General features: G+C 61.1%; 14 protein-coding genes. 7 read left to right on the forward strand and 7 right to left on the reverse strand.

From position 1 onward, the window contains the following. Nucleotides 1-10 precede the first annotated feature (10 nt). Entirely contained in the window at nucleotides 11-853 is an 843-nt protein-coding gene (locus tag BLJAPNOD_RS17300; protein ID WP_115420608.1) for a GNAT family N-acetyltransferase, read from the reverse strand. A gap of 226 nt (nucleotides 854-1,079) precedes the next feature. Between BLJAPNOD_RS17300 and BLJAPNOD_RS17305 the strand changes: the two genes are divergently transcribed. Further along, nucleotides 1,080-2,006 (forward strand): Gfo/Idh/MocA family oxidoreductase, encoded by a 927-nt coding sequence (locus BLJAPNOD_RS17305; protein WP_115420609.1) that lies wholly within the window; start codon nucleotides 1,080-1,082, stop codon nucleotides 2,004-2,006. Between the two features lie 78 nt (nucleotides 2,007-2,084). Here the strand turns inward: BLJAPNOD_RS17305 and BLJAPNOD_RS17310 are convergent, their stop codons facing one another. Together BLJAPNOD_RS17310 and BLJAPNOD_RS17315 are read right to left on the reverse strand one after the other, a co-directional pair. Next, nucleotides 2,085-2,534, reverse strand: a complete 450-nt coding sequence (locus tag BLJAPNOD_RS17310; protein WP_077498659.1) for a DNA polymerase III subunit chi — start codon at nucleotides 2,532-2,534, stop codon at nucleotides 2,085-2,087. A gap of 41 nt (nucleotides 2,535-2,575) precedes the next feature. Next, nucleotides 2,576-4,066, reverse strand: coding sequence for a leucyl aminopeptidase (locus BLJAPNOD_RS17315; protein ID WP_115420610.1), 1,491 nt, complete (start codon nucleotides 4,064-4,066; stop codon nucleotides 2,576-2,578). Between the two features lie 325 nt (nucleotides 4,067-4,391). Here BLJAPNOD_RS17315 and lptF point away from each other — a divergent pair, with 325 nt between their 5' ends. The 6 genes from lptF (at nucleotide 4,392) to rsmA (ending at nucleotide 11,988) form a co-directional block, all read left to right on the forward strand. Beyond that, nucleotides 4,392-5,561 carry an LPS export ABC transporter permease LptF gene (gene lptF, locus BLJAPNOD_RS17325; protein WP_077498665.1) on the forward strand — a complete coding sequence of 390 codons (1,170 nt, stop codon included), beginning with the start codon at nucleotides 4,392-4,394 and terminating at the stop codon, nucleotides 5,559-5,561. Beyond that, nucleotides 5,558-6,640, forward strand: a complete 1,083-nt coding sequence (gene lptG, locus BLJAPNOD_RS17330; RefSeq protein WP_115420611.1) for an LPS export ABC transporter permease LptG — start codon at nucleotides 5,558-5,560, stop codon at nucleotides 6,638-6,640. The genes lptF and lptG overlap by 4 nt, the downstream gene beginning before the upstream one ends. After that, the gene (locus BLJAPNOD_RS17335; protein WP_115420612.1) at nucleotides 6,640-8,991 is read left to right on the forward strand and encodes an LPS-assembly protein LptD; all 2,352 of its coding nucleotides are present in this window, start codon (nucleotides 6,640-6,642) and stop codon (nucleotides 8,989-8,991) included. The genes lptG and BLJAPNOD_RS17335 overlap by 1 nt, the downstream gene beginning before the upstream one ends. A gap of 184 nt (nucleotides 8,992-9,175) precedes the next feature. Next, complete coding sequence (locus BLJAPNOD_RS17340; protein ID WP_077498671.1) at nucleotides 9,176-10,117, forward strand: peptidylprolyl isomerase; 942 nt, start codon at nucleotides 9,176-9,178, stop codon at nucleotides 10,115-10,117. A 15-nt stretch (nucleotides 10,118-10,132) separates the two neighbouring features. Then, nucleotides 10,133-11,161, forward strand: a complete 1,029-nt coding sequence (gene pdxA / locus BLJAPNOD_RS17345) for a 4-hydroxythreonine-4-phosphate dehydrogenase PdxA (RefSeq protein ID WP_115420614.1) — start codon at nucleotides 10,133-10,135, stop codon at nucleotides 11,159-11,161. Next, entirely contained in the window at nucleotides 11,161-11,988 is an 828-nt protein-coding gene (gene rsmA / locus BLJAPNOD_RS17350; protein ID WP_077498675.1) for a 16S rRNA (adenine(1518)-N(6)/adenine(1519)-N(6))-dimethyltransferase RsmA, read from the forward strand. Before pdxA ends, rsmA begins: the two co-directional genes overlap by 1 nt. Before the next feature lie 216 nt (nucleotides 11,989-12,204). On the opposite strand, the gene gmk is transcribed toward rsmA, so the two are convergent. From gmk to fabF, 4 genes are all read right to left on the reverse strand, one after another. Beyond that, on the reverse strand, nucleotides 12,205-12,864 hold the full coding sequence (gene gmk, locus BLJAPNOD_RS17355) for a guanylate kinase (protein WP_077498677.1): 660 nt from the start codon (nucleotides 12,862-12,864) through the stop codon (nucleotides 12,205-12,207). A 3-nt stretch (nucleotides 12,865-12,867) separates the two neighbouring features. Continuing rightward, complete coding sequence (locus tag BLJAPNOD_RS17360) at nucleotides 12,868-13,755, reverse strand: YicC/YloC family endoribonuclease (protein ID WP_115420615.1); 888 nt, start codon at nucleotides 13,753-13,755, stop codon at nucleotides 12,868-12,870. Nucleotides 13,756-13,859: 104 nt separating this feature from the next. Next, entirely contained in the window at nucleotides 13,860-15,047 is a 1,188-nt protein-coding gene (mltG, locus tag BLJAPNOD_RS17365) for an endolytic transglycosylase MltG (RefSeq protein WP_077498681.1), read from the reverse strand. Between the two features lie 367 nt (nucleotides 15,048-15,414). Further along, nucleotides 15,415-16,680 carry a beta-ketoacyl-ACP synthase II gene (gene fabF / locus BLJAPNOD_RS17370; RefSeq protein ID WP_115420616.1) on the reverse strand — a complete coding sequence of 422 codons (1,266 nt, stop codon included), beginning with the start codon at nucleotides 16,678-16,680 and terminating at the stop codon, nucleotides 15,415-15,417. Nucleotides 16,681-16,757 lie beyond the last annotated feature (77 nt).

Genomic DNA, 16,757 nt, shown 5'->3' on the forward strand with positions numbered 1-16,757 from the left:
TGATCGCCGGTCAGCCAAGTTCGAAGGTGGTGATTCCGTAGATCCGGGCAAGGGGCAGATCGGGCGCAATGCCTCGATACATCCGCGCTGTTTCGAATACCGGTTTCATGTTGTAGCGCTCGCAGAGCGCCCGCGCGGAGGCGTTCGGCTCCGGAATGTCGAGAAAAACCTCCTCGCCTTTCACCGTCGCGGCCAGCTTTCGAAACACCAGGTCTGCCACCGTCTCGCTTTCGGAAAAGAGCGGGCCGATCTTATAGCCCTGTCGGCAGGATCGCAGCGTGCCATAGCCGGAAACCGCACCGTCGCGAAACAGCACGATGCTTCGACGTGTCCGGCTAGGTCTCAGCCATTCCGTGAGAAAGGCGTCGCGCTGGGCCGGCATGAAGCGGCGGTCGTAGTCGATCAGCATCGGAATGTGGACCGGCGCGACCTCGATCAGCTCCGTGCCCGGAGGTTCGACCACGTCGACGATGCCGCCATATCGGATATTGGCGTGGGCGAGAACGAAGCCGGACCGGCGATAATTCTCCTGCTCGGCAACGACGCCATCGAGACCGACGATGCGCTGCCCGGCTGCCGTCAGCGCCCGCTGCCACATCTGCCCGCCGATGCCCTGCCGGCGAAACTCCGGGGCCGTTATGTAGAAACCGAGAAAAGCATAGGTCTCGTCATACCGCACCAATGAGATGGAGGCTGCCAGCCTGTCCTCGCGCTCCGTCACCCAGTACCCTTCCGGATCCGCCGCCCAGAACGCCGCCGCATCGTCGAGCCCCGGGTTCCAGCCCTCGCGAGCCGCCCAATCGATGATGGCATCAAGTTCGTCGCGGCTGGCGTGGCGGATGTGCTGGTCCATAATCTCTCCTCGTTCTGCCGGTTGCCACTCGTGTCGCGCTTGCTGACCAAGTGGATTGGCATCATGGATTGTAGAAGCTAGGGCACGGGAGGCCAGATAAAATGGGGCCGCTGCCGTTTGTATGCCGTTCGGCAAACCGGACCAGCTTTTCTCGCCAGAGCTTGCCCGCGCCGCGCAATCTGCTACAAGAACCGGCAATAAATCATACTAATATGAGCGAAACACCATGCCTCCCATTCAAATCGCGCTTGTCGGCGTCGGCAAGATCGTTCGTGACCAGCATTTGCCTGCCATCGCCAAGAACGACGACTACCGGCTGATTGCCGCAGCGAGCCGCCACGGCACCGTCGATGGCATCGATAACTTCAAGTCAATCGAGGCAATGCTTAAGGCCGTTCCCGCAATCGATGCGGTGTCGCTCTGCATGCCGCCGCAATACCGATATGAGGCGGCGCGTACCGCCCTTGATGCCGGCAAGCATGTCTTTCTTGAAAAGCCGCCAGGCGCCACCTTGAGTGAGGTCGCTGACCTCGAATCACTCGCGGCTTCCAAGGGGCTGTCGCTGTTTGCGAGCTGGCATTCGCGCTATGCGCCTGCCGTCGACGCGGCAAAGTCGTTTCTCGCGGCAACGACAATCCGCGATGTGAAGATCGTCTGGAAAGAGGATGTGCGGCAGTGGCACCCGAACCAGGAATGGATCTGGGCGGCGGGCGGTCTTGGCATTTTCGATCCTGGTATCAATGCGCTGTCGATCGTCACGCATATCCTGCCGCGACCACTGTTCATTACCGCGGCCACGCTGGAGTTCCCGGAAAACCGCGATGCCCCGATCGCCGCCACGATCGCCTTTACCGATGCGGACAAGCTGGCGGTTTCGGCAGAATTCGACTGGCGCCAGACCGGCAAGCAGAGCTGGGATATCGTAGCGCAGACCGACGCTGGCGAAATGGTGCTGTCGGAAGGCGGTGCGAAACTTTCAATCGACGGCAAGATCGTGCACGAGGAGCCGGAGCAGGAATATCCGATGCTCTACAAGCGCTTCGCCGAAATCATCAGAGCCAAGACATCGGATGTCGATCTCGCGCCGCTGCGCCACGTCGCCGATGCGTTCATGCTCGGCCGTCGCAAGTTCGTCGAAGCCTTCCACGATTAAGCGCCGAGACAACGGCGAAAGACAAAACCCGCGGTTTGCCGCGGGTTTTGTCGTCGTCAAGCATTTCGAATGTGACGATCAGGCCTTCTTTTCCCAGCGGCCATCGCGGTTCTGCTGCCAATAGGTGAGGCTGTGGCCCTCACCCTTCAGCCGTTTCCAGTGCCCGCGGGCGGCTTCGAGTTGTTGCTGGTCGTAGCCGTCGAACATGAAGACGATGCGCTCATAACTCTCAACCGGCGGCGGATTGGCGCCGTCGACAAGGAAGCGAACCGTCGCGGCGTTGAGGTTGCCTTCGTCGGCGACGAGTAAAACCGGTTGCTCGGCAGCAAGGTCCCCGGCATCGGTCCCATGCGGCAGGAAGCTCTCGTCCCGGTAGACCCAGAGATGCGTGTCGAGCGCATCGCGCCTCTCGGCGTCGACCGTCTGTACTGCCACCCTCCAGCCGCGCTCGACACTCTTGTCGAGCAACGGCGGAAGCGCGTCCTCAAGCTTCGATTCCGTCAGATGATAGAAAAGGATCTCGGTCATACCGATCTCTCCTCGGCCTTCGCCACGGCTTGCGATGCCGCTCATGACTCGTAGCTCGCGCGGACCAGTTCATCCAGCAGGCGAACGCCGAAGCCGGAGGCCCACGACTGATTGACCTCATCGGTCGGCGAACCCATCGCGGTGCCGGCGACGTCGAGATGGGCCCAGGGCGTATCGCCAACGAAACGCTTCAGGAACTGCGCTGCCGTAATCGCACCACCATAACGTCCGCCGGTGTTTTTCATGTCGGCAAACTTGCTGTCGATCATCTTGTCGTATTCCTTGCCGAGCGGCATGCGCCAGAGGCGCTCCTGCGTGGCAATGCCGGCGGCCAGCAATTGGCCGGCCAGGCGGTCGTCATTCGAAAACAGGCCGGCGTGATGGGTCGCAAGCGCGACCATGATGGCTCCCGTCAGCGTCGCAAGATCGATCATCGCCTGCGGCTTGAAGCGGTCGTTGCAATACCAGAGCGCATCACACAGCACGAGACGTCCCTCGGCATCGGTGTTGATGACCTCGATCGTCTGTCCGGACATCGACGTCACGATATCACCCGGACGCTGCGCGCTACCGTCAGGCATGTTTTCCACAAGCCCGATGATGCCGACGACGTTGACCTTGGCGTGACGCGCCGCAAGCACGTGCATCAAACCGGTGACGGCCGCGGCGCCACCCATGTCACCCTTCATCTCTTCCATGCCGGCCGCAGGCTTGATCGAGATGCCGCCGCTGTCGAACACGACGCCCTTGCCGACGAAGGCAACCGGGCGCTCCTTGGACTTGCCGCCCTTCCACTGCATCACGACCAGTCGCGGCGGACGCGTCGAGCCTTGGGCTACACCAAGAAGCGCGCCCATTCCCAGCTTCTTCATTTCCTTTTCGGTGAGGATTTCCACCTCGACGCCGAGTTTCTCCAGCTCCTTCGCCTTGGCTGCGAACTCCAGCGGGCCGAGGACGTTTGCCGGCTCGTTGACCAGGTCGCGGGCGAGGAAAACGCCCTCGCCGACCGCCTGCGCCGTCGCAAAAGCCTTCTTCGCCGCAATCACCGCGCCGGTCACAATGGTGACCTTCACCGGCTTGCCCGCGGGCTTGGCCTCGTCGTCGGCCTTTTTCGTCTTGTAACCATCGAAACTGTAGGCGTTCATTTCCATGCCGAGTGCGAAGTCTGCCGCCGCCTTGCCGCTGACTTCGAGCTCGGGAACGTCGATGAAGATCGTGGCCTTTTCTGCCCCACGCAACTTCGCTGCGGCAGCGCCGCCAGCCTTCAGCCAATCGTGATCGGTCAACGTATCGGGATTGCCGAGGCCAAGCACGAGGATCCGATCTGCGGGCGAGCCATGCGGTGCAAGGATATCGAGGGTAGAGAATGCCTTGCCGCTGAACTTCTTAACCTTGGTCGCCTTGGCCAGTACGCCTTCCGGATCGGCGACATCGGCGCCCGCTGCCAGTCCGGCGGCAGCTTTCAAGAGGACTGCGACACCACCCGCCGGGCGATGAGACTTGGCGAAGGTGAACTCAAATTTCATAGACATTACAAAACTCCGGACATTTCTCGGTCTTACGCGCCCCACCCTGTTACCGGGCGGTTACAGTGACAAACATTCGCTGCGTCTGCCGCCGTCAAAGCTGTGGTCGGCACCCTTCTCGCTTTTCAACGGCTTGGCAAGATGCCCGCAGATGTTTACATGCGGTTAACCGAGGTTCTTCGCCTTAAATTATCCCAGTTGCTTTACACTTTGAGCAACGCCGGACGTGAGACGAAAGCACGGTTCCCGCTGATGGCGGCGGTAGAAACAAGCGTTTCGATGCGGCGGTGCGGCACAGAAACATGAGCAGGAATTTGGACCGGAAACGGACATGAAGCTGATCGAACGCTACATTTTCCGGCGTGCCCTGACCATGTTCCTCGCGACACTTTTGCCGCTGCTCGGCATCGTGTGGACGACGCAGGCTCTGACCAACGTCAATCTGGTGACCGATAGCGGGCAGTCCGTCTTTGCCTTCCTCAAGCTGGCAACGCTCATCCTGCCATCGGTCGTGCCGATCATTCTGCCCTTCGCTCTGGTCATCGGCGTGACCCAGACCCTGACGACGATGAACACCGATTCGGAGTTGACGGTGCTGAATGCTGCCGGAAGCTCGCGCATGACGATCATCCGTCCGATCATCCTGCTCGCCGCCGGCCTGAGCGTGCTCTCCTTCGTGGTCGACAATTTTGTCGAGCCCTATTCGCGCGTCGCCGTGCGCAAAATGCTGGCAACGGCCAATGCGGACCTGCTTTCCTCGGTCGTCCAGGAGAACGCCTTCCGCAAGATTACCGACGGTCTCTATGTGCAGGTTGGCGGTCGACGCGGCGGTGGCGTGCTCGAAGGGATCTTCGTCGCCGATTCGCGCAACCCGGCTTTCGAACTGGTCTATTATGCGCGCGAAGGTGCCGTGGACGAGAAGAGTTCGGCACTGGTGATGAAGGATGGCGAAGTTCAGCGAAAGCTGCCCGATGGCGGTGTGTCGATCATCAAGTTCGATTCCTACGCCTTCGATCTCGCCGACATGACGAAGACGACGCGCGAAGCGACGATCCGCGCCAAGGATCGCGACCTTCCCAATCTTTTCAACCCGGACCCCAACGATCCCGTCTATCAGGGCAACCCGCTTGCCTTCACCGCCGAGCTGCACCGCCGCCTGACGGAATGGACGTTCCCGCTGCTGTTCGGCCTGGTCGCGCTTGTCTTCTGCAGCGATGCCCGCTCGCACCGCGAGGCGCGCGTCCACCCGATGGTCAGCGCCCTCGGTTCCGCCCTGGTCATTCGCTGGATGACTTTCTATGCGGGCAACAGTGCCGAAGATTCGGTCTGGTTCGTTCCGCTGATGTATGTCGTTCCCCTTGCCACCGGCGCGCTTGCCATTCACCAGCTCGCCAGCAACAGACGGCTCGACATTCCCATGACCTGGCAGGAAAAGCTGTCCGAGCTGATGGTGCGCCTTCGTCTCGTGCGCCCGGCCTCCGACGGGAGCAACGCATCGTGATCTTCACCACGCTCGGTCGCTACTTCCTCACCCGTTACGTCGTCACAACCTTCTGGTTTCTGGTCGGCATCTTTTCGCTGGTCTTCATCATCGACTTCAGCGAACAGGCGAGCCGCCTGTCCAACCTGCCGCATTATTCGATAACGGCCGCGTTGCTGATCAGTGCCTTCCGGATCCCGACCATTCTGCAGCAGACCGTTCCCTTCGTCGCGCTTTTCTCTGCGATGGCCGCCCTGATCTCGCTCAACAGGCGTTACGAACTCGTGGTCACCCGGGCTGCAGGAATTTCGGTGTGGCAGTTCCTGCGTCCGTTCGTCCTTGGCGCCTTCCTGTTCGGCGTGCTCGCCGTGCTCGCACTCAACCCGCTGGCAGCCTGGGGAGCCAAGAAGGAAGAGGCCATGCTTGCCGCCCTCGGTTCCTCGCGGACCACGGATGCCGGCTCGATCCCGTGGCTCAGACAGATCTATCAGGGAACCGATACGATCATCGGCGCGCGCTCGGTTCAGGACGGTGGCACGACGCTTCTGAACGTCACCGTGATACACTTCGATCCACAGGGTTCGATCATTCTGAGACAGGATGCCGCTTCGGCGAAACTGGAAGATGGTTACTGGCTTCTTAACGACGTGGCGGAAACACGCAGCGGACAGCTGCCTCGTCGTCTGCAAACGGCACAGCTGCGCACCAATTTGAAGCCGGAGTTTGTTCAGGAAAGGCTTGCAAAGGCTGATTCCATTCAGTTTTTCGACCTCCCTCGGAAGATTGAAGTGGCTCGTTCGTTCGGCTTTTCGACCAACGGCATGGAAACCCAATTCCACTCCCTTTTGTCCTTGCCGCTGCTACTTGTCGCCATGACGCTGATCGCCGCGTGCGTGTCGCTGAAATTTAGCCGGTTCAACCAATCGCGCTCGGTAATTCTCGGTGGAATCCTATCGGGCTTCGTGCTTTATGTCGTCACCGTGCTTGTCAAAGCATTCGGGAGCAGCGGTATTGTGCCTCCTTTCGTTGCAGCCTGGTTGCCAGTTGTTGTAGCGATGGCGCTGGGCTCGACGATTCTTTTAAACCAGGAGGACGGCTAGTGGCGGCAGGCAACCGCAAACGTACAAAGCTGATCAACGCTGCCCTGTTCGCAGGCGTGGCGCTGCAGACACTTGCCATGGGAATGAGTGCGCCCGCGCTCGCGCAGCAGACTTCGGAGCGCCTTGATTCGCTGCGCCCGAACATGCCGGAAGATGCCAAGCTGCTTCTGTCCGCCAATGAGCTTGTCTACAACAAGGACGCCGAGAAGGTGATCGTGCGCGGCAACGTGCAGATCGACTACGGCGGTTACAAGATGGTGGCCCGGCAGGTCGAATACGACCAGAAGTCGGGCCGCATTCATGCCACCGGCGAAATCCAGCTGATCGAGCCGGGCGGCAATGTCGTCTACGCCGAAAAGATGGACGTGACCGACGACTTCGGCAACGGCTTCGTCGATGCCATGCGGATCGAGACGACAGATCTGACGCGGCTTGCTGCGACGAGCGGCGAGCGCCGGAACGGCGAAGAATTCATCCTCAACGAGGCCGTCTACACGGCGTGCACACCGTGCACGACGAAGCCCGATCACCGTTCGCTGTGGCACATCAAGGCGCAACGCATCGTCCAGAACGGACGCACACGGACGATCAGGCTGGAAAACGCCCGCTTCGAGCTTTTTGGCAAGCCGATCGCCCACATTCCGGTGATGGAACTTCCGGACCACACTGTAAAGCGCAAGAGCGGCTTCCTGTTTCCGAAGTTCCGCTACACGCAGAAGCTCGGTGCCGGCGTCGGGATTCCCTACTACTGGGCGATCTCGCCCCACATGGACGCGACTGCCACAGTGACAGGTCTCAGCCGGCAGGGCTTCCTGCTGGAAGGCGAGTTCCGCCAGAGATTCCACAACGGCCTTCACACCTTGAGCGTTGCCGGCATCAGCCAGCTCGACAGGAGCCGGTTTACGCCCGGAACGGTCGATGCGCTCGAAACCAATCGCGGCATGATCGCCTCCAAGGGCGATTTCGAGATCAATCCGCGCTGGACTTTCGGCTGGAACGTCCTCGTTCAGTCCGACAACAACTTCGCCAAGACCTATGAACTGTCGACGTTCGACGGAACGACCTACGTCAACCAGGCGTACCTGACCGGTCTTGGCAAGCGGAACTACTTCGACCTGCGCGCCTTCTATTTCGACATCCAGGACGCAGACGCAAGCAGCGTCGCCGAAAACCAACAGCCGGCAGCACAGGTTCTGGACTATTCCTACAAGGCACCTCAGGCGGTACTGGGCGGCGAACTTTCGGGAACGGTGAACCTCACCAACATAAAGCGCAACCGGCTCGACCTCGATCCCATTTCAGGCGTGGTCAATCGGTACCGCGGTCTCGAAGGAACGTCGCATCGCCTGACTGCGGAACTCGAATGGAAGCGGACCTACATCGCTCCGGGCGGGATCGTCCTGACTCCGTTGCTGGCCGCTCGCGGTGACGCGCTCGGCCTGAACATGACGGCCCCGGGTGCCGGCTATACGGGGGACTACAACAACAGCGATGCCGCCACGCGGCGCATGCTGACGGCAGGCCTGGAGGCGCGCTACCCGATCCTGTTCGTGGGCGACAATAGCAGCCACGTCCTCGAGCCGATCGCCCAGGTCTATGCCCGTCCCGACGAGCAATATGCCGGCGGTCTGCCAAACGAGGATGCGCAGAGCTTCGTCTTCGACGCGACCAACCTGTTCGATCGCGACAAGTTCTCAGGCTTCGATCGCATCGAAGGCGGCACCCGCGCCAATGTCGGTCTTCGCTATACCGGGACATTCGACAGCGGCTACGGCTTGCGCGGCATCCTCGGTCAATCCTACCATCTCGGCGGCCTGAACTCGTTCGCAACGGACGACCTGGTCAAGGCGGGAGCGAATTCGGGCCTCGAAAGCAAACGGTCCGACTACGTCGCCATGTTCGGTATCGATGCGCCGTCTGGCCTGATGGCAAATCTTTCCGGCCGTCTCGACGAAGAGGATTTGGCGCTGCGTCGCGCCGATGCCACCGTCGGCTATCTCGGCCTGACCTGGCAGGCAGCCATGACCTATACGCGCATCGAGGCGCAGCCGCTTTATGGCTCGCAGAGCAATCAGGACGAAATCCAGACCGCGGCCGCCTACAGGTTCCATGATTACTGGTCGGTCTTCGGCGCGATAACCTACGACATCAACGACGATGTCATTTCGCGCAACGGCTTCGGCATCACCTATGACGATCAGGACACGCTGTTCTCGCTCGTCTACAAGCAGGAACGCGATACCGACAGCACGATTGCGAACGACTGGTCGATCGGTGCCCGCATCAGCTTCCGTACACTCGGCGACGTCAATGTCGGCGACACCAAGTTCGAAGAGCTGGACTACTATTGATACGCTTTAGCCGGAGGGGCATTCGCCAAAGGATTGCCCCTCTGCCCGCTATCGGGCCGGCCAAACGGTCTTGTCATCGTTTGGCCGCATGTATTATGCATTCCCTCCGACAAGATAGATCAACGGCGTGAGCCGGGATGCGGATCGAAGCACCACATTTCGACCGCGCCAAGGACAGGAAAAGATGATGGGCGGGAAAATGTCGATCTTGAGGACGCTTTCGGTAATGGCTTTGGCCGGCAGCCTGAGCATTGCCGTTTGCGCCAGCGCGCAGGCTGCGAGCCAGGTGAAGGTAACGGTCAACAACACCGTGATCACCTCCGGAGACATTGCCAAGCGCGTCGCCTTCCTTCGCCTGCAACGCCAGGGCGGCAGTGCAGAGGAAGCCAAGAAGCAACTCGTCGACGAAGTATTGAAGCGCGCAGAAATCGCGCGGATCGGCCAGTCGGTCAGCACGCAGGACGTGGACGCGGCCTTTGCGCGCTTTGCGGCCGGCAACAAGCTCTCTCCCGAGCAGCTTGGCAAGATCCTCGACCAGGCCGGTGTTGGCTCCGATCACTTCAAGCAGTTCATTGCCGTCCAGATGAGCTGGCCGCGCGCCGTCAATTTCCGCTTCGGTAGTGGAAACCGCCTGCAGGGCGCCGATCTCGTCAAGCGGATGATGGAGGGTGGCGGCAGCAAGCCCGTCACGACGGAATACTATTTCAAGCAGGTCATCTTCGTCATTCCGGAGAAGAAGCGCGGCGCCATCACCGGCAAGCGCCAAGCGGAAGCCAACGCAGCGCGTGCCCAGTTCCCGGGATGCGATACGGCAAAGGCTTTTGCGGCGAACTATCGCGACGTTTCCATTCGCGATCTCGGCCGCATGCTGGCCCAGCAATTGCCGGACGAATGGAAGCCACTGGTCGAGAAGGCCGGCGACGGCAACACGACGGGAACGCGCGTGACCGAAAAGGGCGTCGAGTTTCTCGCCATCTGCAAGAAGCGCCAGGTCAATGACGACACCGCTGCCGAAATCGTCTTCCGCGCCGAGGACCTCGGCAAGAAGAAGGCCGGCGGCGAAGATCCGAACAGCGAAAAATATCTCGAGGAACTGCGCAAGAAGGCGCAGATCGTCAACAAGTAAGATCAGCGGGCAAAAATGCGAGATACAACCGGCGGACCCCTCGCCCTGACCATGGGCGATCCTGCCGGGATCGGATTGGACGTTAGCCTGACCGCGTGGCTGGGTCGCCGCGAACGCTCAACGCCGCCGTTCCTTTTCATCGGTGATCCCGCCGCTCTGGCCGCCAGAGCCGACTTGCTCGGCCATGCGGTCTCGATCCGTGAGACCGATTGCGCGAACGCAATCTCCCATTTTAATGATGCCCTGCCCGTTCTGCCCGTGCGCTGCGTGGCTCCCGTCATCGCAGGCGAGGCAGATTCTGCCAACGCGATGGTCGTAACGGGTGCCATCGACACGGCGGTGCGGCTGGTCATGAATGGCGAAGCTTCGGCCGTGGTCACGAACCCCATTGCCAAGGCCGTGCTCTATGCCGCCGGCTTTCGCTTTCCGGGCCATACCGAGTACCTGGCGGATCTCGCGCAGAAGGCCACCGGCGAAACCCTGTTGCCGGTGATGATGCTGGCCGGCCCCAAGCTTCGGGCCGTGCCTGTCACGATCCACATCCCGTTGAAGGACGTTCCGGCCCAGCTCACAGCTGACTTGATCTACCGGACCTGCACAATCACCGCCACCGACCTTCGCACGCGCTTCGGCATCCACAAGCCGAAGCTGGCGATCGCCGGGCTCAATCCGCATGCAGGTGAAGGCGGTGCTCTGGGCACCGAGGACGATGCGATCATCCGCCCTGTCGTCGAGCGGTTGCGCGCGGAAGGCATCAACGCCACCGGGCCACTGCCCGCCGATACGATGTTTCACGACCGGGCGCGCGCAACCTACGACGTCGCGATCTGCATGTACCACGATCAGGCGCTGATTCCGGCCAAGGCACTTGGTTTCGACGACAGCGTCAACGTCACGCTTGGCCTTCCCTTCATCCGTACGTCGCCTGACCACGGCACTGCTTTCAGTCTCGCCGGCAGGGGTATCGCCCGTGACGACAGCCTGTTCGCGGCCCTGACGCTCGCGGCAGAGCTTTCCAAGAATACCGCAGGAGTTATCGTCTGATGGCCGCTCTCGACGGGCTCCCGCCGCTACGGGACGTAATTCAGCGCCATGGCCTAGACGCCAAGAAGGCGCTTGGGCAGAACTTCCTGCTCGACCTCAATCTCACCCAGAAGATCGCCCGGACGGCCGGGGCACTCGAGGATGCGACGGTCATCGAGGTCGGACCTGGGCCGGGAGGCCTGACGCGTGCGATCCTGGCGCTGGGCGCAAAGAAGGTGGTGGCGATCGAGCGGGATTCCCGCTGCCTGCCAGCACTTGCCGAAATCTCCGATCACTATCCGAACCGGCTTGAGGTCATCGAAGGCGATGCGCTGAAGATCGATTTCGAGGCGATCAGCGGTGGCGGCCCCGTCAAGATCATTGCCAACCTGCCTTACAATGTCGGCACGCAGCTTCTCGTCAACTGGCTCCTGCCAAAGACATGGCCCCCCTTCTGGCAATCGCTGACACTGATGTTTCAGCGCGAGGTGGGCTTGCGGATCGTCGCTGATGCGGATGACGATCACTACGGTCGCCTGGGTGTCCTGTGTGGCTGGCGGACGAATGCACGCATGGCCTTCGACGTGCCGCCCCAGGCCTTCACCCCACCGCCAAAGGTGACGTCTTCGGTGGTGCATCTGGAGCCGATTGCCAATCCTATCCCGTGCGCGGTGACCTCGCTCGAAAAGGTCACCCATGCCGCCTTCGGGCAGCGTCGCAAGATGCTGCGCCAGAGCCTGAAGCCGCTTGGTGGCGAGGCCCTTTTGGCAAAAGCCGATATCGATCCGCAGCGCCGCGCGGAAACGCTTTCCGTGGAAGAATTCTGCCGTCTGGCAAACTTCCTCTAGGCTCTCGCGCACGAGCGATCTTTGGGGGGGCTGGATAGAGGACGTGAGCGCTTCCGGTGAAACGGAATCACCAAGACGCTCTATCTCTTTGTTTCCACGCGTTTCCTGACGGAAACCATGGTGGCACTTGTCGTGGGGTGCATCGCCTTGCGCGCACGCTTGTGGGGCACCCGCTGCAGGGTGAACGGCCGGCATTACCCGGCCGTCATTGCGATCTCAGAACGGATTTTCCGTCAGAAGTCCGTTGACGAATTCGAATAGCCCCGGACGACGGTCCCGACGCAGGCGTTCCGCCTCGACGATCGCGCGCACTGACGAAAAGGCGCGGTCGAGATCGTCGTTGAGAACGATGTAGTCGTATTCGCGCCAATGTTCAATTTCGGCACGCGAATTGGCCAGGCGCGTGGCGATCACTTCCTCGCTGTCTTCGGCCCGGCGATGCAGCCGCGATTGCAGCTCCGCCATCGAAGGCGGCAGGATGAAGATCGAGACGACGTCGCCGGCCATCTTCTCCTGAAGCTGCTGGGCGCCTTGCCAGTCGATATCGAAGAGCATGTCGCGACCGGCGGCCATCGCCGCTTCGACGGCATCGCGCGGCGTGCCGTAGAAATTACCGTGAACCTCAGCCCATTCCAGCAGCGAGTCGGTCGCCCGCAGCGCTTCGAATTCGCGGATCGACTTGAAGTGATAGTGCCGCCCGTCAATTTCGCTTGGACGACGCTGACGCGTGGTTACGCTGACCGAGATGCTCATGTCGGGATCGGCTTCCAGCAGGTTGCGCGCGATCGTCGATTTTCCAGCACCCGAGGGCGAGGAAATGACCAGCATCAGCCCGCGGCGGGCGATCTTGATGGGCGAAGGGGTCGCCGGTTTCATGCGTTACTCCAGATTCTGAACCTGTTCGCGGAACTGATCGATCACAACTTTCAACTCGATGCCGGCGGCAGAGACCGCAGCCGCATTCGACTTGGAACAGATCGTATTCGATTCCCGGTTAAATTCCTGTGCCAGGAAATCAAGCTTGCGGCCGACCGGCCCGCCTTTCGAAAGCAAGTCGCGGGCAGCGACAACATGAGAGCCAAGCCTGTCCAGCTCCTCCCTCAGATCGGCCTTGGTGGCGAGCAGGGCCACTTCGGCATATAGCCGCTCGCGATCGAGCGAAGAGCCGTTGCCCACCACCAGCGCCACCTGCTGCGCCAGCTTTTCGGCAATTGCCGCCGGGCTGCGCGAGGGATCGGTTTCGACCGTTGCCGTCAGCGTCTCGATGGTATCGACCTGCGCCAACAGAATCTGACAGAGCGCACCGCCCTCTTCCTCGCGCATATCGCGCAGATCATTCAGAGCGAACTTGAGTCCCGTCATGATATCGTCGTCGAGGGCCGCACGTTGCGCTTCGCTCTCCTCGGGCTCGCGGAAATCGACGATGCCCCGGATTGCCAGCAGCGTGTCGAACTTGAGCGGCGCGGGGTCGACGAGGTCGCCGAGCTGTTCACGCAGGCCCAGGACCGCTGTCAGCGCCGCCTGGTTCACCACCGCTTCGACAACGTTCTCCGCTCCGCTGACGGACAGGCTGACCTGCAGATTGCCGCGGGAAAAGAATTCCGCAGCAAGCCGGCGTACGCCCGGCTCGAACCGCTCAAGCCCTTGCGGCAAGCGTAGCCTGACATCAAGGCCCTTGCCGTTGACGGAGCGCAGTTCCCAAGCCCAGCGATGGCGGCCGCTGCTGCCTTCTCTCCGGGCAAAGCCGGTCATCGATTGGAGCGGCATCCTCACCTCCGTTGCATTTTCTGGAGAAGCAATAAGGCGACGGCGCGGTATCCCGCAAGGGATATCCGCGCCGTGGTAAGTCCGTCCACAATGCAAGGCTGTTGTTACTGAGGCTGCGCCGCCGTCGCTGCGTCCTGGGCGGCCTTTGCCGCTTCGGCTGCCTTTTCGGCTTCTACCTTGCGCCAGCGGCGAACATTGGCGTTATGTTCATCCAATGTGACGGCAAAAACGTGGCCACCCGTGCCGTCGGCAACGAAGTAGAGTTCCGGTGTGCGCGACGGGTTGGCAACGGCTTCAAGCGCTGCGCGACCCGGATTGGCGATCGGCGTCGGCGGCAGGCCCTTGATGATGTAGGTGTTGTAGGGCGTATCCTTGTCGAGGTCCGACTTCAGGATCGGCCGGTCTGCCGGCTTCCCGTCACCGCCGAAAATGCCGTAGATGATCGTCGGGTCGGACTGCAGGCGCATGCCCTTGTCGAGCCGGTTGATGAAGACGGAGGCAACCCGCGGACGTTCGTCGGCGCGACCGGTTTCCTTTTCCACGATCGAAGCGAGGGTGACGAATTCCTCGACGGTCGAGACAGGAAGGTTCGGATCGCGCTTCTCCCAGATCTGATCGACCAGTGCCTTCTGGGCGGCCGCCATTTGCTGGACGATTTCCACACGCTTGGTGCCGCGGGTAAATTTATAGGTGTCGGGCTTCAACGAGCCTTCGACAGGCAGTTCCTTCGGCAGATCGCCGACGAGGACCTCGTCATCGGACAACCGGCCGAACATCTGCTTCACGGTCAAACCTTCCGGCAGCGACACGGAGTAGAGAATGGATTTGCCGGATTTCAGCAGTTGCATGATCTCCTGCATCGAAGACCCGGCCTTGATCTCGTATTCGCCGGCTTTGAGCGTGTCGTTGTCGAGGTAAGCCTCCGAGACGAACCTGAAGACGCGGCCATCGGTGATGATGTTGCCACGTTCGAGACCGCTGGCGATCTCGCTGATACCGGCGCCGCTTCTGACGATGAAGTTCTTGTTGGCTTCGAGCGGGCCTGCCTTCTCGTACTGGTGCATGGCGTAGTAGACCGCGCCGGCCGCTGCAAGTGCGGCGAAAACGATAACGGTCATGACGAAATTCAGGAAGATCACAACCTGGCTGCGCGCCTTGCGCGAACGCTTCGGCGGCTGCGGTGCCTTCTCGGGCCGCAAGGCTTCGCTGGCCGATTTCGGAATGATCGGCCCGTTGTTCCCGGTGTCACTGCGGCCGAATTGCGCCGCGCCGTTCTCGTTTGAGTCGCTCACGATTGTCCCGAACCCGAAATTCGCATCCTCATTCTAGCTGCCGCGGTGCGAATTTCGGCCTGGACCGTGGCAGGTATAAATCAAAACGTTTGAGCCGCAGCCAGCCCTCGGGGCCGACAGTGGAATAAATGGTTTCGGCGCACTCGCCAGTCAACGGCATTTTCGCTCGACGACAGCCAGCATGCGCGCGGCAATAGCGATACAACAGACTGTCAGATGTGCCTTGCGCGAACGTAGCTGTCAGACAGTGCCAATCCCTTCAGAAAGGCGGCACGTCCTCCTGCTACATGCTTGTAGCGAGCAATGCGGCAAAAGCAGGATCAACGGGGCTGTGACGAACATCGCCCCGTTGATAACATCGGCAATATCAAGCGCCGGTATAGCGGCGCAGAACCAGAGACGCGTTTGTCCCGCCGAAGCCGAAGGAGTTCGACAGAGCGACGTTGATCTCGCGCTTGCGGGCAACATGCGGCACCAGATCGATCTTGGTCTCGACGGAAGGATTGTCGAGGTTCAGCGTCGGCGGCGCGATGTTGTCGCGGATCGCCAGGGCAGAAAAGATCGCTTCGACCGCACCGGCAGCACCCAGCAGATGGCCGATCGCCGATTTGGTCGATGACATCGAGATCTTCGAGGCATGTTCGCCAACGAGCCGCTCGACGGCACCAAGCTCGATCGTGTCAGCCATGGTCGAGGTGCCGTGGGCGTTGATATAGTCGACCTCGGCCGCCGTCAGTCCGGCCCGCTTCAGCGCCATCTGCATGCAGCGATAGGCACCGTCGCCATCTTCTGATGGTGCCGTGATGTGGTAGGCATCGCCGGAAAGGCCGTAGCCGACGACTTCGGCATAGATCTTCGCGCCGCGCGCCTTGGCATGTTCCAGTTCTTCCAGGATGACGATGCCGGCGCCTTCGCCCATGACGAAACCGTCGCGATCGACATCATAGGGGCGCGATGCCTTTTGCGGATCGTCGTTATGCTGCGTCGACAGCGCCTTGCAGGCGGCAAAACCGGCCAGCGAGATCCGGCAAATCGGCGATTCGGCACCACCGGCAACCATGACGTCGGCGTCGCCGAGCGCAATCAGGCGCATCGCGTCGCCGATGGCGTGCGCACCGGTCGAGCAGGCGGTGACGACGGAGTGATTGGGGCCGCGCAGCTTGTGGCGGATCGAAACCTGCCCCGAGGCAAGGTTGATCAGACGGCCAGGGATGAAGAACGGCGAAATGCGCCGAGGCCCCTTGTCGCGCAGCGTGTAGCCACCTTCGACAATGCCTTCGAGACCACCGATGCCCGAACCGATCAGGACGCCGGTTGCAATCTGGTCTTCGTCGTTTTCGGGTTTCCAGCCGGCGTCAGCCAGCGCCATGTCGGCAGCGGCCATCGCATAGACAATGAAGGAATCAACCTTGCGCTGCTCCTTCGGCTCCATCCAGTCATCGGCATTGAAGGTGTTGTTCGAGCCGTCGCCGAATGGAAGGCGGCACGCGATCTTCGCGGGCAGATCCTCGACTTCGAATTCCGTGACCCTGCGCGCAGCATTGTCGCCCGCGATCAGGCGCGCCCAAGTTGCCTCGGTACCGCAACCCAACGGAGATACCATGCCGGTACCGGTGATAACGACACGTCTCATAGTCCGCGACCCACCCTGACTGTTCAATTTCAGAGCCGGATCGGACCACGTGTGACGAACCCGATCCGTGCATCCAT

Origin of the sequence: Ensifer sp. M14 (genome assembly GCF_003355565.1) — a bacterium.
Taxonomy (GTDB): domain Bacteria; phylum Pseudomonadota; class Alphaproteobacteria; order Rhizobiales; family Rhizobiaceae; genus Ensifer.